Genomic DNA, 21860 nt, shown 5'->3' on the forward strand with positions numbered 1-21860 from the left:
GTATTGCAAGATACATAAAAGAGGTGGCTTATGAGTTCAACGCAAATGCTGAAAGGGATTTTAGAAGGATGTCTGCTTGCTGTCATATCCGAAGGGGAGATATACGGCTATGAAATGACAAAGGTGCTTGCAGGATACGGTTTTTCGGATATCAGCGAAGGAAGCATCTATCCGATTCTCCTGCGCATGCAAAAGGAAAAATGGGTGGAGACCGAACTAAAACGGTCGGCGAGCGGCCCGAAGAGAAAATATTACAGACTGACACCCCTTGGCGAAGCGGAGCTTCGATCGTTCATCGGGCGTTGGAAGGCATTATCCGGGAACGTCAATGCGCTGCTCGAAAAAAAACTGAAGGAGAAGTGAAATCGTGCTATCAAAAGACATGCAAAACGTATTGGACGACATGAGATTGTATTTAATGTCTGTAGGAAAAAGCGACAAAGAAATCGAAGGGATCATGAATGAGCTGACAGTTCATGCCTTGGAAGGGGAAAAGGAAGGAAAAACCGTCCGGCAAATTTTTGGGGATTCTCCCAAGTCATATGTTCAAGCACTGTCAAAAGAGCTTTCATCAAGGCCTGGGGAGATCGCCAAGTTGTTCTTTGCCATTTTGATCGGCGCGATATCCTATTTTATATTCAGTGACGCCGTGAACGACAGCCTCAATTATTCGGTCTATGTACTGGCAGGCTATCCGCTTTATATTTTGCTGGCAGCGGCTATGTTACCGCTGTTGGGCCGCGTTTCAGCGTTTAAAGGGAAGAAAACGGCCTTCATGTATACGGTGATGTACACCGCTTTGACGTTTTTTCCGATTTTGGCGATTATTTTTATTGATCGGCAATTCGGGACACCTATTCTTTCGTTTGACGGGGGAAGCCGCTGGCTGATTATGGCTCTGTCGTTTCTCGTGATCGTACTTTTGTCTTTCAGGTTGAAAGCTGCAGCCTTGTCCATATTGCCGCTGCTTTTAGCCGGAACGCATTTTTTGTTTCAGTATATGAAGTGGGATTCAGCCGGAGCCATGCTGGCAGAAACTTATATTCCCTATATCGGGCTGTTGCTCGTCATGTTCATTGAGACAAAGCGTGCCAAAAATACGGCTCAATATGAATGAAATACGGAAGAGCATGATATTTTTTAAGGTAAAGACTCTTGCCTTTTGGCGATCACAATGTTTATGATCAGAGCATGAAAGGTGGCCGATATATGGATATGATGTGGGGCTATGTACTCGTCTTTATTTTGGCTGCGATTCCGTGGTTTGAAGTGATCGGTGTCGTGCCGCTAGCGATCGTTGCCGGGCTTAAACCGGTTCCGTCCGCTATTATCGCACTATTCGGAAATCTGTTAACTGTACTGCTGCTTATTTTTTTAATTGACAAAGTGAAGGCGTGGCTTGAAAGAAAACGCGGGGAGCGGGGAACGGAGACCGATAAGCTCTCAAAAAGGAAAAGCAGAGCGAAAAAAATATGGCTGACCTACGGCATCCCGGGCCTTTCTTTCGTCGGACCTTTCTTTATCGGCTCCCACTTAACCGCGTTTATGTGCATGGGCTTCGGGGCCAAGCACAGGCAAACGGCGCTCTGGATGACGGGGAGTCTCACGGTATGGACAGCGGTGTCGGCTGTCGCTGCCTACTACGGTTTCAGTTTCCTCGCTCCTGAAAATGAAGGGCTGCTGAAAAATATCTTTAAACAAGAGGAGTGAAGTTATGCCGTTTTTAAAGGATTTATCTCCAGTTGAAGAGATGGCGCCGACAGTCGGGGTGCTTTTTTCGGCGGTCAATGAAAACATCGAACGGCTGAAATCAATCGTCTCCGGCATCAGCCGGGAGGAGCTGGAATATAAAGGGGAGCATGGCGACAAAAACAGCATCGCCCAGCTGATCTATCATTTAATCAATGTCGATATTCGCTGGGTATACAGGCTGAAGGGAAGCGAATTTCCCAGAGAGCTGGAAGAGAAATACGGGCCGATGACAGATGAAAACGGACGTTTGCCTGAGGTAAAAGGCTTACCCTTATCCGTGTTAATCGAGTGGTATGACGAGGTGCTGGAGATGTTGAAACGCACCGTTAAAGGCTTCTCGGAAACAGACTTGTTGAAGAAGGTTCCGTATGAGGGAGGGTTTTCGACCATCCGCTGGGGAATCTGGCATATGTCTGATCATAACCGCTATCACCAAGCGCATATCCAGGCCTGCTTAGGGGAGTACCGCAAGCAAAACAGTTGATTTTTTCGAATGATTTGGTATGATGCTAATTAGCAAACTTCATAGCGTTAAAGTTTTCTAGGGTTCCGCACATTCGGATGTGGTCTGGTCCGAGAGAAAACACATATGATTTGTTCATATGCACACGGAGGGATAAAAGCCCGGGAGTATCGTTTTCATCGATAACCCGGGTTTTTTCTTTTGCTGAAAATGAATTGGAGGGATTTTGATGAGATGGGGCAGTGTCATACTTGCAGCCTTGTTTGAAATTGGCTGGGTCATGGGGCTGAAACACGCTGATTCGGCTCTTGAATGGATCGGCACGGCGGCGGCCGTCGCGATGAGCTTTTATATACTGGTGAAGGCGGGAGAGAAGCTGCCGGTCGGAACCGTGTATGCCGTATTTACCGGTCTCGGCACAGCGGGAACGGTCGTCTGCGAAATCGTCTTGTTTCATGAGCCGGCAAATATCGCCAAGCTTGCTCTGATCGGTGTTTTGCTATGCGGCGTGATCGGCTTGAAGCTTGTAACAAATGAAGAGAAAGGGGAGGCGTCATAATGGAATGGATCTGCCTCATCGCCGCCGGTATACTGGAAATGCTCGGCGTGACGATGATGAACCAGTTTCATAAAGACAAGCGGCTGAGATGGATCTTATTGTTGATCATCGGTTTTGCCGCTTCGTTTTTCTTGCTATCCCTTGCGATGGAGACGCTGCCGATGGGAACGGCGTATGCAGTTTGGACAGGGATCGGCACGGTTGGAGGTGCGCTTGTCGGCATCCTGTTTTACGGAGAGCCGAAAGACGGAAAACGCATCTTTTTCATCGCGCTCATTTTGGGATCAGCCGTCGGACTGAAACTGATAAGCTAGAGTCCGGCCCGTGCACTTCATGGCAAATGGGCGTCCGTAAATTGATTTTTCAATAAACTCCAGTATAATGAAAAGATAGTTTACGAATTACAAGCAAAGAGGGTTTTACGAAAATGAATGCATATATGAAACAGCAGTTATCGCAATATCAGGAAATCAATAACGATAAGGCCCGCCTTCTGGTCAGCTGTCCGGATCAGCCTGGAATCGTCGCCGCCGTTTCTTCCTTTTTATTTGAAAATGGCGCGAATATTATTGAATCGAGCCAGTATACGACAGACCCTGAAGGAGGCCGGTTCTTTCTGCGGATTGAGTTTGAAGCCGAAGGCATCCGCAAAAAGATCGAACAGATGAAAGCGACATTCGCCACTGTGGCGGAGTCCTTCCAAATGACGTGGAGCATGAATTTGGCGAGCGAGCTGAAACGCGTCGCTATCTTCGTTTCAAAAGAGCTTCACTGCCTGCATGAACTGCTGTGGGAGTGGCAGAGCGGCAATTTGATGGCGGAAATTGCAGCGGTTATCAGCAATCATGAAGATGCAAGAGAAACCGTTGAATCGCTGAATATTCCGTTCCTTTACATGAAAGCGAACAAAGACATCCGTGAAGAAGTGGAAAAACAGCAGCTGAAATGGCTTGAAGAGTATCGTGCGGATGTCATCGTTCTCGCCCGCTACATGCAGATTTTAACGCCTGATTTTGTCTCGGCTCATCCGAACAAAATCATTAATATTCACCACTCATTCCTGCCGGCTTTTATCGGAGCGAATCCGTATAAACGGGCATATGAAAGAGGCGTTAAACTGATCGGAGCAACATCGCATTATGTGACAAACGAATTGGATGAAGGACCGATCATCGAACAGGATATCGAACGGGTCGACCACAGAGACAATGTGGAAGCATTGAAAAACATCGGCCGCACGATTGAGAGAAGCGTTTTGGCAAGAGCGGTCAAATGGCACTTGGAAGACCGGATTATCGTGCATGGAAACAAGACGATCGTCTTTAATTAAATTGTTTGATCTCCCTCTTGACAGAGGCGTTTTTCCTAGGCATAATAATAAAAAATCACGAGCGTTGAAGAGGGCCAGTAAGCAGTTCTTTCTGTGAAAGAGAGTGAAATGGCATGCTGAAACATTTCACCACATGAAACCTGCTGAACCTGCCTCGGAGTCTCAGGGGGAAAACCTGGGCGCATACCCTGGCGTTAAAGGGGAAAGAGGAGTGCGCTTTTTTCTCGCGCATTCAATGAAGGTGGTACCGCGGAAAGCTCTTTTCGTCCTTTTATTTGGACGAAAAGGGCTTTTTTTGTTGGCTTCTGCCAGATCATCTCGGAGGGAAAAAACGTGAAAAAACAACGGATTGTCATTAAAATCGGAAGCAGTTCATTAACCAATTCGAAAGGCAGCATCGATGAGGCGAAGATCAATGACCATGTTCGGGCGATAGCTGCTCTGAAAAAAGAAGGCCACGACGTCATCTTTATTTCGTCCGGCGCTGTCGCTGCGGGATTTTTACAGCTCGGCTATCCCGCGAGGCCTGTCACGCTAAAGGGGAAACAGGCTGCAGCGGCCGTCGGCCAGAGCTTGTTAATGCAGACATACATCAAGCATTTTGCAGACCGCGATATCAAGCCTGCGCAAATTTTATTGACAAGAAACGATTTTGCCAAACGGGAACGGTATCGAAATGCATATGCGACCATTATGGAACTGATTGAACGGGGGCTTGTCCCGATTATTAATGAAAATGATTCGGTATCTGTTGAAGAATTGACGTTTGGGGACAATGACATGCTATCCGCCCTGGTGAGCGGACTGATTCATGCCGACAAACTCATCATTTTAACGGATATTAACGGCCTCTATGATTCGAATCCGAATGAACATCCTGATGCCCGCCGTTTTGATTACATTCCCGAAATTACGGACGAACTTTTGGGCTGCGCCGCATCCGCCGGTTCAAAAGTCGGGACGGGCGGAATGAAGTCGAAGCTTTTGGCGGCAAAAACCGCTCTTTCACTCGGCGTCAATGTTTTCATAGGCGCCGGAGAGGGAGATGATAAGCTGATTCAGATTTTAAAAGGAAACGGGGACGGCACCTATATCGGCCAATCCGACCTGTCTTCCGTCAACAATCATAGACAGTGGATCGCTTTTCACTCTCCTGTCTCAGGGAAGATTACCGTTGATGAGGGGGCTGAGCTGGCGATTATCGAAAATGGCGGCAGCTTGCTGCCGGCCGGCGTAACAGCAATATCCGGGGATTTTCCGAAAGGGGCGGTTGTCGAAGTTTACGGACCGAACGGCTTGGCCGGAAAAGGCCAAACGCTGTACTCCGCAGCAGAACTTGAAGAGGTGAAAGGGAAACGAAGCGATGAGTTCCATCATGAAGAAGGGATAGAAGTCATCCATCGAAATGATTGGGTAAGTATTAAAGAATAAGGGGATGAAAGAATGAGCGAAGTGATTGAAAAAGCAAAAAAGGCTAAAGTCGCAAAAGAAGAACTGGTTCATCAGCCGACTGCAAAGAAAAATGAGGCGCTTTCCTTCATCGCCGAGGCGCTCCGCTTTAAGCAAGATGAGATATTGGCAGAAAACGAGAAAGATATCGTTCGCGGCAAAGAAAAAGGCTTTTCACCTGCGCTGCTTGACCGACTTGCCTTAACGCCGGAGAGACTGAATGATATGGCAGACGCCGTCATGCTGCTCATCAAGCTTGAAGATCCTGTGGGGGAAACGCTTGAAACGATCCGCAAAGACAACGGGCTTTTCATTGAAAATGTCAGGGTTCCGCTCGGAGTCGTCGGCATGATCTACGAGGCCCGGCCGAATGTAACGGTCGACGCCGCGACCCTCTGTTTGAAAACGGGAAATGCCGTCATCCTGCGGGGCAGTTCATCAGCCATCAACAGCAATCAAGCGCTCGTCCGCGTAATCAGAGAAGCGCTCGAACAATCTGCGCTTCCGCAGGATGCCGTTCAGCTCATTGAAGATACAAGCAGGGAAGCGGCAAAACAGCTGTTCACTTTAAACGACGGCTTGGATGTTCTGATTCCGCGAGGAGGAAAAAACCTCATTGATATGGTGGTGCGGGAATCCACAGTACCTGTCCTTGAAACAGGCGCGGGAAACTGTCACATATTCATTGATGAATCGGCTCGGTCCGACATGGCCGAGCAGGTTGTAATCAATGCCAAAACGCAGCGTCCTTCTGTCTGCAATGCGATTGAAACGGTGCTTATCCATAAAGACTGGGCGAAAGAGCATACGACAGCGCTGCTTCAAAAGCTTGAAGAAGCAGGCGTTGAAATCAGGGGAGACGAAGCTGTATGCGCGCTGCTGCCATCTGCGGTTCCTGCTCGCGAGACCGACTGGGAAACCGAGTTTCTTGCGCCGGTTGTCAGCATCAAAATTGTCGCCGGAATCGATGAAGCCATCCGGCACATCAGGCAGTACGGCACGCGTCATTCGGAAGCGATTCTGACTGAAAATCAGGAAAACGCCCGGTTTTTCTTAACGTCTGTTGACGCTGCAGCGGTTTACCACAATGCTTCCACGCGTTTTACGGACGGCTTTGAATTCGGCTATGGCGCCGAAATCGGCATCAGCACGCAAAAGCTTCATGCAAGGGGGCCGATGGGCCTTAAAGCGCTGACTTCTTCTAAATATATCATTAAAGGAAACGGGCAAATCCGGATATGAAAGTGAAACATCCTGTCTTGACATGCAGACAGGATGTTTTTTTGTTGCGTTTTCGCATTCAATTTTATAAAATTGAATTGTGCACAATATAAATTAAAGGAGACGATAAATCATGAAACCGCTATTTACCTCGCAAGCTACTGCCAAAGGCGGCAGAGACGGACAAGTCACCTCATCTGACCGCGTCCTTGAACTGGAGCTGGCCATGCCGGGAACGCCAAAAGCCAAGAAGAACGAAAATGCCACCAATCCGGAGCAGCTGTTTGCTGCCGGATATGCGGCATGCTTTGACAGTGCATTGCAATTGACCGCCCAAAAAGCGCGTCTTCGAATGGAGACAGAGGTGACGGCAAACGTCAGCCTTCTGAAAGATGAAGCAGATGGAGGCTATAAGCTCAGTGTCACGCTGCAAGTAAAAGGAACCGGCGTTGAACAGTCGGAGCTCGAAAAACTCGTTCATCAAGCTCATACCGTTTGTCCGTATTCAAAAGCGATTTCCGGAAATGTTGATGTCAGCCTTGAAGTCATTTCTTAAAAAAAAGGCGCCTTCATATCGAAGGCGCCTTTTTGCTGTCTTTACAGCGCATCTGTTTTTTTCGTCAATGAAGCCAGAAGGGATTCAAGCGTTTGTTTCAAGTTCTTCAGTTCGCCAGCCGACAGATCGGTCTGGGCGATCATGTGTTGCGGAATGCTGCTCGCTTTTTCCTGAAGTGCCTGGCCGCCTGCTGTCAGTCTGACGACCACAGACCGTTCATCTTCAGGTGACCGCTCCCTTGTTAAAAGCCCGTGCTGCTCCATCCTCTTCAGCATCGGCGTCAGTGTGCCGGAATCGAGATAAAGGAGCTTGCCCATTGTTTTGACGTTTAATTCCCCGTGCTCCCATAATAAAAGGAGTGCGAGGTACTGCGGATACGTAATATTGAGTTTATCAAGCAGCGGCTTGTAAAGCTTCGTCATTTCACGCGAACTGGCATAAAGGAGAAAACAAAGCTGTCTGTCAAGCCTCATATGTTCAAATTCGTTTGTCATCGTTTCACCAACTCTTTTTTATGTTCCTTTTTATTGTATAAGATTTTTCGTTTTTTTCCCATTGTTCTGCAGAAAACCCGAAAAAACAAAAACGGATGTTTAAAAAACTCATTTTGTGAAATATAAAGAGTAGAGGAAAAAAACGTAAGGAGGAATCAGGATGACTGCATTATTTACAGCAAAAGTCACGGCAAAAGGCGGAAGATCAGGACATGTCACATCAGATGACGGGGTTTTGGATCACAACATTGTCATGCCAAATGAAAAAAAAGAAGGCGAATCAGGGACAAATCCTGAACAGCTCTTTGCGGCGGGATACGCGGCGTGCTTCGGCGGCGCATTGGAGCATGTCGCAAAACAAAAAGGCATTAACATCGATTCTGAGGTTGAGGGCCATGTGAGCTTGCTGAAGGATGAGAGTGACGGCGGTTTTAAAATCGGCGTCAAGCTGATCGTCACCTCAGGCGGGGTAGACAAAGAAAAAGCGAAAGAGCTGGTCGAAGCCGCTCATGACTTTTGCCCTTATTCAAAAGCGACGAGAGGAAATATCGACGTCAGCCTTGAAGTAAAATAAACAAACGGGAAAGATGAAAACGAGAAAGCAAACAAAGCTTGTTTGCTTTCTTTTTTAGAAAGGAGCAGCAAATGGCATATCTTAAAAAAGCGCTTGTATTCGCCGTGCTCTCTGCCGCCTTCGTCCTTGTAGGATGCGGAACCGGAGCGAAGGAGAACAACGGAAATCAACCCTCGGCTGATACGGCCAAACAGAAAGCGCCTGATTTGAAAACATATTCTCTTGACAAAAATATTCGGTCTGAAGAAGATTTTGATTTGATAGGCAAGTATGTTCATGCCGAAGACGACCAAATCACGCTCGAAATAAAGGATAAGGAACTGATTGTACCGAAAAGCAGCCGTTTTCACAGCGAAGAAGACCATGATGACTTAATCGGGAAGCTTGTGAAGGTAGAGGTGGACGGAAAAACGCAAGAAGCCGAAGAAGCCGAGCTCATGCCGCAGTCAAAAGCCGACCAAAACGGCGTATATGAACAGGAGAATGACGGCAGCCGAAAAATCATTGCCGCGTTTGTCAGCGAATCGGAACAAAACATTACACTCAAAACAAAAGCAGGGGAAAAAACTTATCAGAAAACAGCCGATTTTGAGAGGGATGTCGCCGAAGCACCTGAAAAACTGAAAGGGAAAATCGTCAGGCTTGAAATTGAAAAGGATGGAAAGGCGGAAAGCCTTGATTTGGAATCTGAAGATCAAAAGCTTGAATGGTATGAGCCGTCAGCTTCAAAATGAAAAAGCTTCCTTCACCAGGAAGCTTTTTTTATTTTAATATTCCACTTTTTGATCGGTCGTTTCCCACGTGAGAAAGGGTTCAAGCTTTGCTTGAAGGTCCATTTTATAAAAAGGAATTGTCCGTTCGCTTTGCGTTTTTGTGATTTCTTCATAAATAAAAGAATCGTCAAAACCGGCCGATGCGGCATCTGAATGCTGAGCGGCGAAGTAAACTTCCTTCGGTCTCGCCCAGTAGATGGCTCCCAGGCACATTGGGCACGGTTCACAGCTTGTATAAAGAATGCAGTCGTTCAGCTGATAATCGCCAAGTGCTTCACAGGCGAGCCGAATAGCCGTTACCTCAGCATGCGCGGTGGGATCATTGCTTGTTGTGACATTGTTTTTTCCCTCGGCAATAATTTGGCCGTCTTTGACAATCACAGCGCCAAAAGGTCCGCCCGTGCCGCTTTTCACGCTCTCCACCGCAAGGTCGATTGCGCGCTGCAAAAATGCTTCATGATTCATTTCTGTATCCTCCTTGGTTGTCTTGCCTTCTTATTATAGCTGATGAATCTTGTAAAATAAACGCGCATCAGAATATTCAGTATGTTTGATTTCGAACGGACCATCGCATACAATGAATGCTAGAATGATGAACGGAGGATGATGTTTTGCTTACATTGTATATTGCAAGACACGGTCAGACGGAATGGAATATTGAAAAAAGAATGCAAGGCTGGGAAGACTCCAATTTAACGGCTTTGGGGCTGGCAAATGCAAACGCCCTCGGCGAACGGCTGAAAGATGTTCAATTCCAAGCCGCATATTCCAGTCCAAGCGGCCGGGCTGTTGATTCTGCGCGGGCTATGCTGCAGAACCGCAGTGTTCCCTTTATAACAGACGACAGATTAAAAGAAATCTCGATCGGCCGCTGGGAAGGAAAAACGTATGATGAGATCGAACAAAGCGATCCTGACTTGCTGGAAGCGTATTTTAATGCGCCTGAAACATACATGCCTGATGAAGGGGAGAGCTTTTACGATTTTGAAAGACGGGTCAGCCGGGTGTATGAATTCATTCTCCGCCGCCATCGGGAAGGCAATGTCCTCATTGTCAGCCATTCCGTGTTTATTTTGGTGCTTTTGAATCTGTTAAAAAAGAGGCCGGTCAGTGAACTATGGAACTCGAGCTATGTTCATGACACAGCTCTTGCAGTTGTAACAGTTTCTGATGATGGAAAGGTCACAATCGAAAGAGAAGGAGACGGGGAACATAGAGTAGAAGCAAAGAATGCCACCTGGTAGGCATGCCAAAAAGCCTGATTTCAACAATCAGGCTTTTAGCGTGTCGACAAACCCTTGCAGGCCTGCAAAGGCGGTGCTCACAGGATCGGCGGCAAACCATCCAGGCGTCCTGCCTGAACGCCGCTGTCATCATATCCTGTGAAAGTCCGCTCCGAGCCTCTTAGCCGGAATACATTTTGGCACTGAAGCTGTGGAGCGTGGCAGCGGAAATCGTTTTGTTTTTTGAAAGACAAACGGTTTTGACATCTGCCGCATCTGCTTCCGCTTTTTTTCCGAAAAGGAAGACCGTAAGAGAAAGCGGGCCTTTTGCGATTTGCTGATACGCCAGAAGGCAAAGGTTGTCGGCGATTGTGCGGCTGATCATGCGGCGTGCTGACCACAGCTGCTGCTGTCCTTCTTCATCTAACTGAATATATGCTGCGGCTCGTTTTTTCGTAAAGAGTCCTGACAGGCCGTTTTGTTTGATCTGCTTCATGAGAGCGAGCGGTTCAGACAGCGGCGGCGCGGTCAGTCTGTAACTGTCAGGGGAACATTTGGCCGCGGCCAAAAAAGACATGATCGGCAGGTAGCCTGCCAGACGCCCGCCGCTCTGGAAGAGCTTCTCTGCAAGCATTTGATCGGTCTTTTTCATGCGGATTTCTGTAAAGTGCAGAAGATGCTGCAAATCATCGAGCGTGTGTAAAAATCCATTGAGTTCATGTTCCATTTCGGATTGCGCCTGATCGATCCCGTAGGTCCTTGCTGTTTTCACGCTGGAGAAAAGAACATGAAAATGGCGGTTCAAAAGGTTTATTAAATCGCTGATTCGCTGGTGGGAATAGCGAAATTGGCGGGCGAGCGCGTGCAGATCATTGATGTTCAGCCGGATCGTCATGTCAGCTCCTCGGCTTTCAGCTGAAGCCGCTCAATTTCTTCGGACGCCTGCTCCTTAATGGCCCTCAGCCTGTCATACACGCGCGATTCCGCCCGGTCAAGATCGTCCAAAAGTGCGTCATACATTTCGCGCGCCTGTCCGCGCCATCCGTTGATATACATTTGGTGTGCTTTTAAAATAGAAGAACTTTCCTGCCTCAGCTCGTCAATGGCGGCAGTCACTTCTTTTACGTATAGCTGAAGAGAGTGAATGTCTTCCTGATATATTTTTCGTTTGATTTTTCGTTCTAACGCTATTCCATCGTCAATCACTACATATTTTCCTTCCCTTCCATCATCTACTACAAATATGTTAAAAGAAAAGGATACGGAAGGAAATCGTACGAATGAATCAAAAGTCTTAATGATTTTTGGGCGGACATACCTTATATAACGGTTCTTTCGGCCTAAAAAGGGCTGAGGACATGAAAAGAGCCGCCCGTGTGAACAGGCGGCGTTTGTGTTGGATTTTTTGTGGAATTAAACAGTCTGAGCGAGTTTGCCCCTTGCTTGTTTGGCTGCTTCAACCATATGTTTAAGTGCTGCGATCGTTTCTTCAGGCTGTCTCGTTTTTAAACCGCAGTCAGGGTTTACCCAGAAGCGGTCAGCCGGGCAGACTTTCAGCGCATCTTCTATAATCGTGAGCATTTCATCGCTGGAAGGGACGCGGGGACTGTGAATATCATAGACGCCAAGCCCGAGTCCTTTCAGGTAAGGATGCTGTTCCAGATAATCAAGGAATCCGCCGTGGCTTCTGCTGTGCTCGATCGTAATGACGTCTGCGTCAAGATCTTCGATCGTGTCTACAATATCTTCAAAGTTGCTGTAGCACATATGCGTATGGATTTGCGTCGTATCTTCTACTGATGAAGTGGACAGTCTGAACGCTTCGGCAGCCCATTTAAGGTACTCGTCCCAATCCCGTTCTTTAAGCGGCAGGCCTTCTCTCAAGGCGGGTTCATCGACCTGGATGATTTGAATGCCTGCTTTTTCGAGCGCTTCAACCTCTTTGCGGAGAGCTTGGGCGATTTGGAAGGCAATCTCTTTTCTCGGCAGATCATAGCGGGCAAAGGACCAGTTTAAAATCGTAACAGGACCTGTCAGCATGCCCTTGACTTTCTTCGAGGTCAAGGATTGGGCGTAAACTGTTTCTTTTACCGTCATCGGCTCTTTAAACTCGACATCTCCATAGATGACCGGCGGACGGACGCAGCGGGAACCGTATGACTGAACCCAGGCGTATTTGGTAAAGGCGAATCCTCCGAGCTTTTCACCGAAATATTCAACCATGTCTGTCCGTTCGAATTCTCCGTGAACGAGAACGTCAAGTCCGAGGTCTTCCTGAATGTCAATCCATTTCTTTGTTTCTTTCTGAATAAATACTTCATACTGCTCGTCAGACCATTCTTTTTTCCGCCATTTTTGCCGCGCGCTCCGCACTTCCGCTGTCTGCGGGAAGCTGCCGATCGTCGTTGTCGGCAATAGAGGAAGTCCGAGAGATTCATTTTGGATCCGCAGTCTTTCTTCAAAAGCTGTCGGGCGTTTAAAGTCTTCCTCGGTCAGCTTGTCTATTTCTTCGGCAAAGGCCGAATTTGTCGCTGCACCGTATTGTTTGAGAGCTTGAAGGTGCCCGTGCGCTTCATCGATTTCCGTTTGGATGGCCGCTTTTCCGGAAACAAGTCCGTTCTTCAGCAGTGTAAGCTCCAGAAGCTTTTCTTTTGCAAAAGATAAACCGTTCAAGAGATCATCGGCAAGCTGCTCGTCCGGGTGTTTTGCGACAGGGACGTGAAGCAGGCTGTTTGAAGGCTGAATCCAGACTTCGTCAACACCCGCACTCTGGATCAGCTCAAGCGTCAGATCCAGGCGTTCTTCGAGATTGGCTTTCCAAATGTTGCGCCCGTCTAAAATACCGGCGGCAAGGACTTTGCCTTTAGGAAAACCGTGCGCTTTTAAATGCTCGAAGTTTTTCCCTTTATCATGAACAAAATCAAGACCAATCCCGGCGACAGGAAACGATATCAGCTCTTCATAAGCGTCAACCGAATCAAAATAGGTTTGCAGAAGGATATTCACTCCAGGGACTTCCTCTGTAATCGTCTGATAGATTTCTTTGACTGCAGCCGCTTCTTCATGTGAAGCCGTCACTAGAGCAGGCTCGTCGATTTGCACCCATTTGCCGCCTTCCTGCTCAAGCTCTTTCAGAACTTGGATGTAAAGAGGCGTCATTTGGCTATAAATATCTTTGATATCTTGTTGTTCATAGCCTTTTGCAAGGGCTACGAAAGTGTAAAGGCCGAGTATGACGGGCTTCGTTTCTGTTCCCAATGCTGCTTTTGCTCTTTTATAATCTTCAAGCGGTTTGTTTCTCGTCACGCGGTATTGTGCGCCTTTTTCAAATTCAGGCACAATATAATGGTAGTTTGTGTTAAACCATTTTGTCATTTCACACGATACAGCATCTTTCGTGCCTCTCGCCATTGCGAAATAAGTATCTAACGGATCATGTACATCCTTGAATCTTTTTGGAATCCAGTTGAACATCACCGCCGTGTCAAGAACGTGGTCGTACAGGGTAAAGTCGGAAACCGGTATGATATCGATTTGCTGATCAAGCTGGGTCTGGAGGGCTGCTAAAAATTGTTCGTCCATTTCTTTTAAAAAGGTCTCACGGTCTGTGTTTCCTTTCCAATAAGCCTCAAGCGATTTTTTCCATTCTCTGTTCAAGCCGATTCTTGGAAATCCCAAGCTACTCGTTTTTACATTTGTCATTCTGGTCTCCTCCTTTTAGTGTTCAATAAAAAAAGACACTCACACTTCGGACAATGAGAAGGTGAATGCCTGAAAACAGCATTTTGCGAACGAGAAATAAACGTAGCGATTGTTACGTCAACTCGAACACCTCCTATCGACCGTAGGTTGATGGTGCGTCAGAACAGGCAGGTCTCCTGGCTCATGAATCGACGGTTATTTCCCCCTTCCCGTATAGAAACAGTGGGTTTTATGAAATAACCTCCTCATTCACAGTGGCGGGACCGCGTCGGATTTTCACCAAACTTCCCTTTTAAAATCTAACCTCGTTAGATTACCATGTTCCCGGCGATGAAATTGTTTAGTAGATTATATACCGTCACGATCTTTTAGTCAAAATAATTTTTGAATTCTTGCAATTAAAAAGATTCAGCCTTATCGATAGCCATGAAAAAGGCCGCCGACATTGTCGGCAGCCTCCTTAGGCTGTTAAAGGGAAAGAAGTTTTGCTTCGCCGGCTTTTTCCGCCAGTACCTCCGGCGCCGACAAATATAAGAATCCATTGCCGATCAGCGCTTTTGAGTAATCAAGAGGAAGCGTGCGGCGGATTAACTGAGCATACAGTTCCGGTTCTGTCAGCTTCCGTTTAAACGCCTCTTCTTCAGCTGACTTGATGAGAGCGAGCGCGCCGCTGACGTGCGGTGTGGCCATCGATGTTCCCGTCAGCTTTCCGTATTGATGATCGGGCAATGTAGAGAGGATTTCTTCTCCTGGTGCAACGAGGTCAATTTCTTTGTTCGCATTTGAGAATTCGGAAGACTCCCGCGTCAATGACACAGACCCGACAGCGATGACTTCGTTGTATGCAGCAGGGTATGAGTACTCCTCTGTACGGTCATTGCCGTCGCCTTCGTTTCCGGCGGCGCAGACGACGAGCACTCCGTTTTTCACGGCGTTTGTCACCGCTTCTTTCAATTCCGGAACGTCGGCAGGTCCGCCGAGCGACATTGAAATGATATCGGCTTTTTGTTCGACGGCGTAGTTGATCCCGTTGATGATCCATTCATAATCGCCGCTGCCGTCTTCACCGCCGAGCACCTTGACGATTAATAGGTTCGCTTCAGGTGCCACGCCGGAGATGCCGCCGTTTTGATCGTTTGCTGCAATCGTACCCGCCACATGGGTGCCATGTCCATTATAATCATGAAATTGATCTTCTTTTCCATTGTCATCATCAGTAAAGTTTCTGCCTCCGATGATTCGGTCTGCCAAATCGGGATGGGTTGCGTCACAGCCTGTATCAAGCACTGCGACAGTGATATCTTTTCCTTTAAAACCTTGTGACCACAGCTCCGGTGCCTTAATCGCATCGATTCCTTCCGGCAATTCGTTCACGTCCATCAGCTTTGTGTCAGTGACATAAGGAATTAATCGCATTTGCATTTCAAAGCCCTCCCTGTTATATGCTGCTTTAGATGGGTTACAAGGTGCGTGATTTTATTGTAAAACATTCACTTTGTTAAAAAAAGGTTCATTTGTATGAATTTTATGAAAAGTTAAAAAATATAGATAATAGAGGAGAAAAGTCGAATAACTGCGAACAATGCTGGAATTGTAAGCGAAAAGACCTGTGAAATCGGCGAAAGGGCGAGAGAATCACTATATATATGAGATTTCGCTTCATCATATTATCCCGGCAAAAGGATATCCTATTAAAAAAAGGAGTTGATACAGGGTGAAAGAACAAGAAAACGAAAAAAGAGACGAATTGTCAATCGAGCAGGCGGAGTTTGTGCCGCATCCAAAATATGAAGGAGAATACGCGCTTTTGCTGCACGAAAACTATCACCTGCTGTCAAAGGACGACCTTGAACAGGATAGCGAAAAGTAAGAACGGAGCTCGGCATCTCGGCGAAAGAGCTGGTTTAATTTTGACGAAAAAGGGAATCAACCATAATAGAGAGCATTAAGTTTGCTTTTCTTATTGACAGTTATCCTTTTTTTCTGTAATCTCATTGTGTCCGGTAAATACAGCTCTTCGTTAGGTGAGGCTCCTGTATGGAGATACGCTGCTGCCCAAAAATGTCCAAAGACGCCAATGGGTCAACAGAAATCATCGATCTAAGGTGATTTTTAATGCAGCTGGCATGCTGCCTATGCCATACAGTGCTAAAGCTCTACGATGGAAGGCGTTAGGGTTTTATTTTGTATGGCTTTTAACACCTTCATTTCAATGAAATAGGTGTTTTTTTATTTTTTGAGGAAAGTGAACTTTCCGTATTAAACAAGGAGGTGGAAGTATGGATTCTCCCCATTCGAGGCGGTTTAATCATACGAGAAATATTTTACAGCATCACACATTGATTGATGAGGAGATCCTTATACTTCACCCCTTTTGCTATGGTGATATAAGGATCTCCTGAAAAGGGAGGTACAGATTGCCATGGTAAAAAACATGACATATGATGAACTGATTTTACGCATTATTATTTTACTGAGAGACGGAAAACGAAAAGAGTTTCAAAACGTTTTAGAGGAACTGCAGCCTTATGATATGGCGATTCTGTTTAAGGAAATGCCCGAAAAGCACCGCGGCCGGTATCTGTCTTTTTTAACGGTTGAAGACATTACCGATCTCATGGGCGAACTGGACAGAGAAGAGCAGCTTGTCGTTCTGAACAAGGTCGGCAAGGAAAAGGCGATCCATGTGATGAATAAAATGGACAACGACGACCTTGCCGCGCTCTTCGAGGAAATGGACTCAGAGCTGAAAGACCAGCTTCTTTCCAGTATGGAAGCGGAAGAATCTGAAGCGGTCCGCGTTCTGATGAACTACCCACCTGAAACAGCGGGAAGAATCATGACAAACCGCTATGTCTGGATTCCGCAGCATTACACGGTAAAAGAAGCGGTTGTCAAGCTGAAAAGCTTTGCGGAAATCGCGGAGTCGATCAACTATTTATACGTTATCAATGAACAAAAGCAGCTTGTCGGGGTTATCTCATACCGGGATCTCATTTTGGCAGAACCCGATGAGAAGGTTCAGGAATTAATGTTTACAAGGGTCATCTCGGCGGACGCTCTTCAAGATCAGGAAGAAGTCGCAAGGCTCATTGAGCGGTACGACTTTCTGGCGATTCCCGTTGTAGAAAAAAACCATGAGCTTGTCGGGATCGTAACGGTCGATGACATTATTGACATCGTCATCCAAGAAGCGAATGAAGACTACGAAAAATTTGCTGCATCAGGTAAAGCAATCACGTTTGATACAAAATCGTATGTCGCTGCATATCGACGTCTGCCGTGGCTGATCTTGCTTCTGTTCATCGGTTTGATCTCAGGCAGCATCATGAGCTATTTTGAAGACACACTGCAGCAGGTTGTCGCATTGGCCTTTTTTATGCCGATGATTGCAGGAATGACGGGTAACACCGGAACGCAGTCTCTCGCTGTCGTCATCAGAGGGCTGTCAAAAGAAGAACTCAATAAAAAAACGATTTTCCGCTTGATTTTCCGGGAGCTCAAGGCCGGCATTATTATCGGCGTTGTTTGTGCGGTCGTGATTACAGGAATCGCGATTGTATGGCAGGGGAATCTGCTGCTCGGATTTGTGGTAGGGACTTCGCTCTTTGCCACACTGATCATCGGAACGATGGCGGGAACGATCGTCCCGATCATCCTTCACAAGTGCAACGTCGACCCTGCGATTGCATCGGGTCCGCTGATCACAACTTTAAATGACATTTTGTCACTGCTGATCTACTTCGGTATTGCAACTGCATTCATTCATTCACTGTAAGACAGCAGCCCTCCTTTTTTAGGGAGGGTTTTTTGCTTGCCAGAATCCGTAAAAGCCTATATATTTTAGGCAGAGATCAGGGGGGATTGGTATGAGAAGATTTGCAGCTGTGCTGATTTGTTTAGCCGTTGCAATGGTTGCTGCCGGCTGTCAGAATGAAGATGAAGGAAAAGACAGGCGGCTCGTCGCAGTCGAGGGTATGCTTGAGGCGATATTGAACGATGATGTGTCAAAAATGAAGCGGTTGTACGTGGAGGGCGCAACCCCCTCTCCGGAAACAATCCTGGAAAACAAACAGAAATGGGGAATTTCCGGGCTTCGTGCTGATGATTTTCAAATTTCTGAAGCGAGCATCCATGTGTTTCATGCCGCTTACAAGATGGAAAATACCGGTCAGCCCGGAACGATCGCGTTTCGGATACGCAATGATCCAGATAAAGGCGTTATGATTGATTTCATCGGATACATAAAGGAAACGAAACAGCAGGAAAACAGGTGACGAATCATCCGGAGGGTATGATTCGTTTTTTTAGCGGTTTTTGTATTTAAAATGAGCGTTAAGCTGTCCTTCGAGCATTTTCTTTCTGAGCTGCTGGTCGTTTTTCAGTCTCTGTTCTTTTTTGCGCATATCTTTGAGGATTTCTGCCGTCTGAACACCGTCTTCCCGCTTGTTTGCGATTTCCATCAGCCGTTCGACGTCAGCAAAGGAATACTTGCGCGTGCCTCTTGAAGAGCGCTGCGGATAGATCAGCTTGCGTTCTTCGTAATAGCGGATCTGCCTGACCGACAAACCCGTCAGCTCGCTGACAATGCCAATAGAAATCACTTTTTTATCTTTATAAGAAAGATCTTCGACTGTCATTTTCCCACCCCTAAGATGACTTTTTTTGTATTATATAAGAAAACGCGCGAAAAAACCTGACGTTTGTTAGAAAATCTAACATTGTTGAAAAACTTTTAAAAAAATCGCGGAAGAAAAGTTTACAGGAACCATGCAAGGGGTAAAAGTGTTTTGTATGCTGTAGATACAGACTGATGAGGGGGAATCATTGGATGAAGGAACACAAAGCGGTCTCACTCGCCAAAGAAATCGTTGCTTTAGACATTAAAAGAGACGAATTGCTCGAGACATTAATGAATCTTGCCGGAAAGGATGCGTTTCCGCTGCTGAGGGCGGTGCAGAACGGCTTTTATCAAAAGTCCTCTTAAATCCGGAAGTGGGAGTGAAAGCAAACTTTACACGGCCTTAAAGCCTGGTTAATAAATAAGGTCTATTCTTATATTACAACACACGAAAATGAAAGGAGAAGATCATGAGCAGGTTGTTAAAAAACGCTTTGGAAAAGGAAAGAAACCATTACTCAAAAAAACTGAGCTCACTCGGTGAGTATAATCAGGATGTTTTGCAGAGGATGACGATTACGGAGCTCAGAAAAGAATATTTTTATTTTTTCCGGAAAAATAAAGCCCGTGTTCAAAATCGGCCATTTTGAAAAAACGGGCTTCTTTTTAATATCTTAAAAAAAATAAGCAGGAGTTTTCTTTCGAATCACGAAAATATATACTTATAGAATATGGGAAAAGCATGACCCTTTCTTTTTCTATATTTGTAAGGGTTTTCATTTCCCGGGTTCATTTTAAGAAAATAGTATAAGAGGTAGATGATATGAGACTTTCGTTTAATGAGGAAGAAGTTCACCGTGCTATGTCGCTGTACAAGGTTTTTGCCAGGGCTTTTAAAAGCGTTTCAGAACATAGTATTCGGGACAGCAAGGAACACGGCTTTAATCCTACAGAATTTGCTGTATTGGAGCTTTTGTATACGAGGGGAGCCCAAAAGCTGCAGCAAATCGGCTCGAGGCTGCTCCTTGTAAGCGGAAACGTAACCTATGTGATCGACAAATTGGAAAAAAACGGTTTCATCAAACGAGAGCAGGACCCGAAAGATAAACGGTCTGTCTATGCGAATTTGACAGAGAAGGGAAAGGCTTATCTCGATGAGATTTATCCGATCCACTCCCTGAGAATTGCGCGGGCTTTTTCAGGCTTGACAAAAGAGGAACAGGAGCAGCTGATGGCCCTTTTAAAAAAAGCCGGAATCCACAGCCAGCACCTATTGTTTCGCTGAAAAAGTCAGTTTTCCGAACGGTCAATTTCTTTTAAGTGATCGAGAATAGCTTTGATCTGTTTGTCTTGGGGCTGTCTGAAGAAGCTTTCGAAAGGGCATCCGAGCTCCTTTGTGCGTTTGATGACAGCCTCCATCGTAAAATTTGAGGGTGCCAAGTCTGAATGGACTTCATCCCAAAACAGTGGTGCGGCCACTGTGCCAATCTCATTGCCTCTTGTGGAATACGGGCAGATGATCGTTTTTCCCGGAGCGTGCTGCACATAATCAATATAGAGTTTTCCGCCCCTGTTTTTAATCAGGCGTTCGGTTGTGAACAGATCGGGAAAAAGTGAGACGCAATAAGAAGCCGCAAAGCTTGTGAAAAGGCGGGTTTCTTCATAAGTAAAGGCGTTTTTTGAAATCGGAATATAGATTTGTATCCCTTTATTTCCCGACAGCTTTGGAAAAGACAAGAGGCCAAGCTGTTCAAATAAACGGTGCAATTCATTCGCGGCTCTGACGGCCTGTGGAAACTCCGACCTTGAAGGCGGATCGAGATCGAAAACGATTTCGGTCGGACGGGTCGTATCCGCTGTTTGAAAAGGGATATGGAACTCCAGCGCAAGCTGATTGGCAAGCCACAGCAGGACTGAATAATCGCTGCAGATGATATGCTCGTGCTCGTCATCCCGAATGGACGTGATAAATTCGGGTGCGTAGTCGGGCTTGTTTTTTTGAAAAAAAGATTCTCCGCCGGAACCGTGCGGATAACGGATAACGGTAAGCGCCCGATTGTCGAGAAACGGAAGCAGAAAATCGCCGATTTCATTCAGATATCCGATGTAATCCGCTTTTGTTTTATTGCTTTTAGGAAAGATGACTTTATCAAGGCTTGTCAGCTGCAAATCGGGGTGGACGTTTCTTGCATGAAGCAGCAGGCGCTTGTAAGTACAATCTTCCCAAGCCATGTCAAATTCAAAAGAAACAAACGACACCTCGCGCAATGTCCCGTAATGAATCGTTAAATAATGGACCGTCATGCAAATCGACGGATCTATGGTATATTCGCCGGGCTTTGTTTCGGTTCCGTACTGCTTGACGATTGAAAGAATGGCGTTTCTTTCCTGTTCTCCGAGTCCGTGGGAAACCGAACCGACTTCTTTGATTTGACCGCGGTCATAGACGGCGATTGTCAAATAACGGTTTGCCATGTTGTAGCCTGTCATAAATACAGCTGCTTTTTTGTAGTTTTTGAGCTTGAGCCATTCGGCTGTTTTTTTATTTTCAGCCCAGCGGCTGTCTTTTTTCTTCGCAACAATTCCCTCGCCGTCAAACCTTTTAACAGCATTCCATAGAGCATGGAAATCTGAAGTGTCAGGGATGTATTGAATTCGTGCGTGAGCCATCGGATCGGGGGCCATCGGCAAGCCGAGTTCTTTCATCAGGTCGGAAAGCACGCGTTTTCGTTCGGTATAGGGGAGTGAGGTTAAACTTTCTCCTTTAAAGACCAGTAAATCAAAAGCGAGGTACTGACACGGTTTCTTCGCGGCAGCTTGTTCAATCAACTCGGCCTTTTTGCTTAACCCTCTTTTTTGGACGTATTCAAACCGGGAACGAAAACGGTTTGTCAACGACACAATTTCCCCGTCAATCGTGATCGGCAAGTGTTCTTTGAGATTTTCGATCATGCTTTTTGCAAATTCCGTAATTTCCGGAAATGTGTTTTCGAGCGGCTGCGCGTTTCTGCTGATGAGCGAAACGTCGCCGGCCGCAGAAATTTTCAAAAGCCCCCGATACCCGTCATACTTGGCTTCATACCGCCAATTGCCGCCTGAAGGAGCGGATGTGGTCAACACGGGCTGCATCGTAATTCCCATTT

Annotated in this window: 27 protein-coding genes, 3 riboswitches and 1 other annotated feature; of the genes, 19 read left to right on the forward strand and 8 right to left on the reverse strand. The window is 46.5% G+C overall.

The window, feature by feature from the left end; all coding sequences use genetic code 11:
• The first annotated feature begins 30 nt into the window (after positions 1 to 30).
• The 10 genes from CP943_RS07700 to CP943_RS07750 all read left to right on the forward strand — a co-directional run bounded on the left by CP943_RS07700 (position 31) and on the right by CP943_RS07750 (position 7330).
• Entirely contained in the window at positions 31 to 363 is a 333-nt protein-coding gene (locus CP943_RS07700; protein ID WP_020451091.1) for a PadR family transcriptional regulator, read from the forward strand.
• A 4-nt stretch (positions 364 to 367) separates the two neighbouring features.
• Positions 368 to 1117, forward strand: coding sequence for a DUF1129 domain-containing protein (locus CP943_RS07705; protein WP_020451092.1), 750 nt, complete (start codon positions 368 to 370; stop codon positions 1115 to 1117).
• A 92-nt stretch (positions 1118 to 1209) separates the two neighbouring features.
• The gene (locus CP943_RS07710) at positions 1210 to 1710 is read left to right on the forward strand and encodes a small multi-drug export protein (RefSeq protein ID WP_020451093.1); all 501 of its coding nucleotides are present in this window, start codon (positions 1210 to 1212) and stop codon (positions 1708 to 1710) included.
• A 4-nt stretch (positions 1711 to 1714) separates the two neighbouring features.
• Positions 1715 to 2236, forward strand: a complete 522-nt coding sequence (locus CP943_RS07715; protein ID WP_020451094.1) for a DinB family protein — start codon at positions 1715 to 1717, stop codon at positions 2234 to 2236.
• 46 nt (positions 2237 to 2282) lie between these two features.
• A riboswitch (guanidine-I (ykkC/yxkD leader) is annotated at positions 2283 to 2385 on the forward strand.
• Between the two features lie 59 nt (positions 2386 to 2444).
• Complete coding sequence (locus CP943_RS07720) at positions 2445 to 2774, forward strand: DMT family transporter (RefSeq protein ID WP_020451095.1); 330 nt, start codon at positions 2445 to 2447, stop codon at positions 2772 to 2774.
• Positions 2774 to 3088 carry a DMT family transporter gene (locus CP943_RS07725; protein WP_020451096.1) on the forward strand — a complete coding sequence of 105 codons (315 nt, stop codon included), beginning with the start codon at positions 2774 to 2776 and terminating at the stop codon, positions 3086 to 3088. Before CP943_RS07720 ends, CP943_RS07725 begins: the two co-directional genes overlap by 1 nt.
• Before the next feature lie 113 nt (positions 3089 to 3201).
• Positions 3202 to 4104, forward strand: a complete 903-nt coding sequence (gene purU / locus CP943_RS07730; RefSeq protein WP_020451097.1) for a formyltetrahydrofolate deformylase — start codon at positions 3202 to 3204, stop codon at positions 4102 to 4104.
• A 55-nt stretch (positions 4105 to 4159) separates the two neighbouring features.
• Positions 4160 to 4378 (forward strand) — a binding site (T-box leader).
• A 59-nt stretch (positions 4379 to 4437) separates the two neighbouring features.
• Positions 4438 to 5535, forward strand: coding sequence for a glutamate 5-kinase (proB, locus tag CP943_RS07740; protein WP_025812022.1), 1098 nt, complete (start codon positions 4438 to 4440; stop codon positions 5533 to 5535).
• Positions 5536 to 5547: 12 nt separating this feature from the next.
• Positions 5548 to 6795, forward strand: a complete 1248-nt coding sequence (locus tag CP943_RS07745) for a glutamate-5-semialdehyde dehydrogenase (RefSeq protein WP_025812019.1) — start codon at positions 5548 to 5550, stop codon at positions 6793 to 6795.
• Between the two features lie 109 nt (positions 6796 to 6904).
• Complete coding sequence (locus CP943_RS07750; protein WP_035338887.1) at positions 6905 to 7330, forward strand: organic hydroperoxide resistance protein; 426 nt, start codon at positions 6905 to 6907, stop codon at positions 7328 to 7330.
• A 41-nt stretch (positions 7331 to 7371) separates the two neighbouring features.
• Here CP943_RS07750 and CP943_RS07755 read toward each other — a convergent pair whose 3' ends face one another.
• A complete protein-coding gene (locus tag CP943_RS07755) occupies positions 7372 to 7824 on the reverse strand; it encodes a MarR family winged helix-turn-helix transcriptional regulator (protein WP_020451102.1) in 453 nt (150 codons plus the stop codon).
• 160 nt (positions 7825 to 7984) lie between these two features.
• Here CP943_RS07755 and CP943_RS07760 point away from each other — a divergent pair, with 160 nt between their 5' ends.
• Together CP943_RS07760 and CP943_RS07765 are read left to right on the forward strand one after the other, a co-directional pair.
• Positions 7985 to 8398, forward strand: a complete 414-nt coding sequence (locus CP943_RS07760) for an organic hydroperoxide resistance protein OhrB (RefSeq protein WP_020451103.1) — start codon at positions 7985 to 7987, stop codon at positions 8396 to 8398.
• Between the two features lie 71 nt (positions 8399 to 8469).
• The gene (locus tag CP943_RS07765) at positions 8470 to 9132 is read left to right on the forward strand and encodes a hypothetical protein (RefSeq protein WP_026579823.1); all 663 of its coding nucleotides are present in this window, start codon (positions 8470 to 8472) and stop codon (positions 9130 to 9132) included.
• A 33-nt stretch (positions 9133 to 9165) separates the two neighbouring features.
• Here the strand turns inward: CP943_RS07765 and CP943_RS07770 are convergent, their stop codons facing one another.
• A complete protein-coding gene (locus tag CP943_RS07770; protein WP_023856775.1) occupies positions 9166 to 9636 on the reverse strand; it encodes a guanine deaminase in 471 nt (156 codons plus the stop codon).
• 146 nt (positions 9637 to 9782) lie between these two features.
• Between CP943_RS07770 and CP943_RS07775 the strand changes: the two genes are divergently transcribed.
• A complete protein-coding gene (locus CP943_RS07775) occupies positions 9783 to 10415 on the forward strand; it encodes a histidine phosphatase family protein (protein ID WP_026579822.1) in 633 nt (210 codons plus the stop codon).
• 160 nt (positions 10416 to 10575) lie between these two features.
• Here the strand turns inward: CP943_RS07775 and CP943_RS07780 are convergent, their stop codons facing one another.
• The 4 genes from CP943_RS07780 to CP943_RS07795 form a co-directional block, all read right to left on the reverse strand.
• Positions 10576 to 11289: a hypothetical protein gene (locus tag CP943_RS07780; protein WP_026579821.1), complete on the reverse strand. Its 714-nt coding sequence runs from the start codon at positions 11287 to 11289 to the stop codon at positions 10576 to 10578.
• Positions 11286 to 11600 carry a hypothetical protein gene (locus CP943_RS07785; RefSeq protein WP_020451108.1) on the reverse strand — a complete coding sequence of 105 codons (315 nt, stop codon included), beginning with the start codon at positions 11598 to 11600 and terminating at the stop codon, positions 11286 to 11288. The genes CP943_RS07780 and CP943_RS07785 overlap by 4 nt, the downstream gene beginning before the upstream one ends.
• A 207-nt stretch (positions 11601 to 11807) precedes the next feature.
• The gene (gene metE, locus CP943_RS07790) at positions 11808 to 14096 is read right to left on the reverse strand and encodes a 5-methyltetrahydropteroyltriglutamate--homocysteine S-methyltransferase (RefSeq protein WP_026579820.1); all 2289 of its coding nucleotides are present in this window, start codon (positions 14094 to 14096) and stop codon (positions 11808 to 11810) included.
• Positions 14097 to 14245: 149 nt separating this feature from the next.
• A riboswitch (cobalamin riboswitch) is annotated at positions 14246 to 14434 on the reverse strand.
• 130 nt (positions 14435 to 14564) lie between these two features.
• Positions 14565 to 15518, reverse strand: coding sequence for a S8 family peptidase (locus CP943_RS07795; RefSeq protein ID WP_023856779.1), 954 nt, complete (start codon positions 15516 to 15518; stop codon positions 14565 to 14567).
• Between the two features lie 292 nt (positions 15519 to 15810).
• On the opposite strand from CP943_RS07795, the gene CP943_RS07800 reads away from it, so the two are divergent.
• From CP943_RS07800 to CP943_RS07810, 3 genes are all read left to right on the forward strand, one after another.
• Entirely contained in the window at positions 15811 to 15966 is a 156-nt protein-coding gene (locus CP943_RS07800) for a transcriptional regulator SplA domain-containing protein (RefSeq protein WP_020451111.1), read from the forward strand.
• Positions 15967 to 16105: 139 nt separating this feature from the next.
• Positions 16106 to 16270: riboswitch (M-box (ykoK) riboswitch) on the forward strand.
• A 248-nt stretch (positions 16271 to 16518) separates the two neighbouring features.
• Entirely contained in the window at positions 16519 to 17874 is a 1356-nt protein-coding gene (gene mgtE / locus CP943_RS07805) for a magnesium transporter (RefSeq protein WP_020451112.1), read from the forward strand.
• Positions 17875 to 17965: 91 nt separating this feature from the next.
• Complete coding sequence (locus CP943_RS07810; RefSeq protein ID WP_020451113.1) at positions 17966 to 18373, forward strand: hypothetical protein; 408 nt, start codon at positions 17966 to 17968, stop codon at positions 18371 to 18373.
• A gap of 30 nt (positions 18374 to 18403) precedes the next feature.
• On the opposite strand, the gene CP943_RS07815 is transcribed toward CP943_RS07810, so the two are convergent.
• Positions 18404 to 18736: a MerR family transcriptional regulator gene (locus CP943_RS07815; protein WP_020451114.1), complete on the reverse strand. Its 333-nt coding sequence runs from the start codon at positions 18734 to 18736 to the stop codon at positions 18404 to 18406.
• A 191-nt stretch (positions 18737 to 18927) separates the two neighbouring features.
• On the opposite strand from CP943_RS07815, the gene CP943_RS07820 reads away from it, so the two are divergent.
• From CP943_RS07820 to CP943_RS07830, 3 genes are all read left to right on the forward strand, one after another.
• Complete coding sequence (locus tag CP943_RS07820; RefSeq protein ID WP_020451115.1) at positions 18928 to 19083, forward strand: hypothetical protein; 156 nt, start codon at positions 18928 to 18930, stop codon at positions 19081 to 19083.
• Between the two features lie 104 nt (positions 19084 to 19187).
• The gene (locus tag CP943_RS07825) at positions 19188 to 19367 is read left to right on the forward strand and encodes a hypothetical protein (RefSeq protein ID WP_020451116.1); all 180 of its coding nucleotides are present in this window, start codon (positions 19188 to 19190) and stop codon (positions 19365 to 19367) included.
• Positions 19368 to 19540: 173 nt separating this feature from the next.
• The gene (locus CP943_RS07830; protein ID WP_020451117.1) at positions 19541 to 20002 is read left to right on the forward strand and encodes a MarR family winged helix-turn-helix transcriptional regulator; all 462 of its coding nucleotides are present in this window, start codon (positions 19541 to 19543) and stop codon (positions 20000 to 20002) included.
• A 5-nt stretch (positions 20003 to 20007) separates the two neighbouring features.
• Here CP943_RS07830 and CP943_RS07835 read toward each other — a convergent pair whose 3' ends face one another.
• Positions 20008 to 21858, reverse strand: coding sequence for a DNA ligase D (locus CP943_RS07835; RefSeq protein ID WP_023856780.1), 1851 nt, complete (start codon positions 21856 to 21858; stop codon positions 20008 to 20010).
• Between the last annotated feature and the right edge of the window lie 2 nt (positions 21859 to 21860).

Source organism: Bacillus paralicheniformis (assembly GCF_002993925.1).
Taxonomy (GTDB): domain Bacteria; phylum Bacillota; class Bacilli; order Bacillales; family Bacillaceae; genus Bacillus; species Bacillus paralicheniformis.

Excerpts from the sequence above, each read along its gene's own strand:
- CP943_RS07700 (WP_020451091.1), top strand. The coding sequence starts at position 31 with ATGAGTTCAACGCAAATGCTGAAAGGGATTTTAGAAGGATGTCTGCTT.
- CP943_RS07710 (WP_020451093.1), top strand. The coding sequence starts at position 1,210 with ATGGATATGATGTGGGGCTATGTACTCGTCTTTATTTTGGCTGCGATT.
- CP943_RS07715 (WP_020451094.1), top strand. The coding sequence starts at position 1,715 with ATGCCGTTTTTAAAGGATTTATCTCCAGTTGAAGAGATGGCGCCGACA.
- CP943_RS07720 (WP_020451095.1), top strand. The coding sequence starts at position 2,445 with ATGAGATGGGGCAGTGTCATACTTGCAGCCTTGTTTGAAATTGGCTGG.
- CP943_RS07725 (WP_020451096.1), top strand. The coding sequence starts at position 2,774 with ATGGAATGGATCTGCCTCATCGCCGCCGGTATACTGGAAATGCTCGGC.
- purU (WP_020451097.1), top strand. The coding sequence starts at position 3,202 with ATGAATGCATATATGAAACAGCAGTTATCGCAATATCAGGAAATCAAT.
- CP943_RS07745 (WP_025812019.1), top strand. The coding sequence starts at position 5,548 with ATGAGCGAAGTGATTGAAAAAGCAAAAAAGGCTAAAGTCGCAAAAGAA.
- CP943_RS07755 (WP_020451102.1), bottom strand. The coding sequence starts at position 7,824 with ATGACAAACGAATTTGAACATATGAGGCTTGACAGACAGCTTTGTTTT.
- CP943_RS07760 (WP_020451103.1), top strand. The coding sequence starts at position 7,985 with ATGACTGCATTATTTACAGCAAAAGTCACGGCAAAAGGCGGAAGATCA.
- CP943_RS07765 (WP_026579823.1), top strand. The coding sequence starts at position 8,470 with ATGGCATATCTTAAAAAAGCGCTTGTATTCGCCGTGCTCTCTGCCGCC.
- CP943_RS07770 (WP_023856775.1), bottom strand. The coding sequence starts at position 9,636 with ATGAATCATGAAGCATTTTTGCAGCGCGCAATCGACCTTGCGGTGGAG.
- CP943_RS07780 (WP_026579821.1), bottom strand. The coding sequence starts at position 11,289 with ATGACGATCCGGCTGAACATCAATGATCTGCACGCGCTCGCCCGCCAA.
- metE (WP_026579820.1), bottom strand. The coding sequence starts at position 14,096 with ATGACAAATGTAAAAACGAGTAGCTTGGGATTTCCAAGAATCGGCTTG.
- CP943_RS07795 (WP_023856779.1), bottom strand. The coding sequence starts at position 15,518 with ATGCAAATGCGATTAATTCCTTATGTCACTGACACAAAGCTGATGGAC.
- mgtE (WP_020451112.1), top strand. The coding sequence starts at position 16,519 with ATGGTAAAAAACATGACATATGATGAACTGATTTTACGCATTATTATT.
- CP943_RS07810 (WP_020451113.1), top strand. The coding sequence starts at position 17,966 with ATGAGAAGATTTGCAGCTGTGCTGATTTGTTTAGCCGTTGCAATGGTT.
- CP943_RS07815 (WP_020451114.1), bottom strand. The coding sequence starts at position 18,736 with ATGACAGTCGAAGATCTTTCTTATAAAGATAAAAAAGTGATTTCTATT.
- CP943_RS07820 (WP_020451115.1), top strand. The coding sequence starts at position 18,928 with ATGAAGGAACACAAAGCGGTCTCACTCGCCAAAGAAATCGTTGCTTTA.
- CP943_RS07825 (WP_020451116.1), top strand. The coding sequence starts at position 19,188 with ATGAGCAGGTTGTTAAAAAACGCTTTGGAAAAGGAAAGAAACCATTAC.
- CP943_RS07830 (WP_020451117.1), top strand. The coding sequence starts at position 19,541 with ATGAGACTTTCGTTTAATGAGGAAGAAGTTCACCGTGCTATGTCGCTG.
- CP943_RS07835 (WP_023856780.1), bottom strand. The coding sequence starts at position 21,858 with ATGGGAATTACGATGCAGCCCGTGTTGACCACATCCGCTCCTTCAGGC.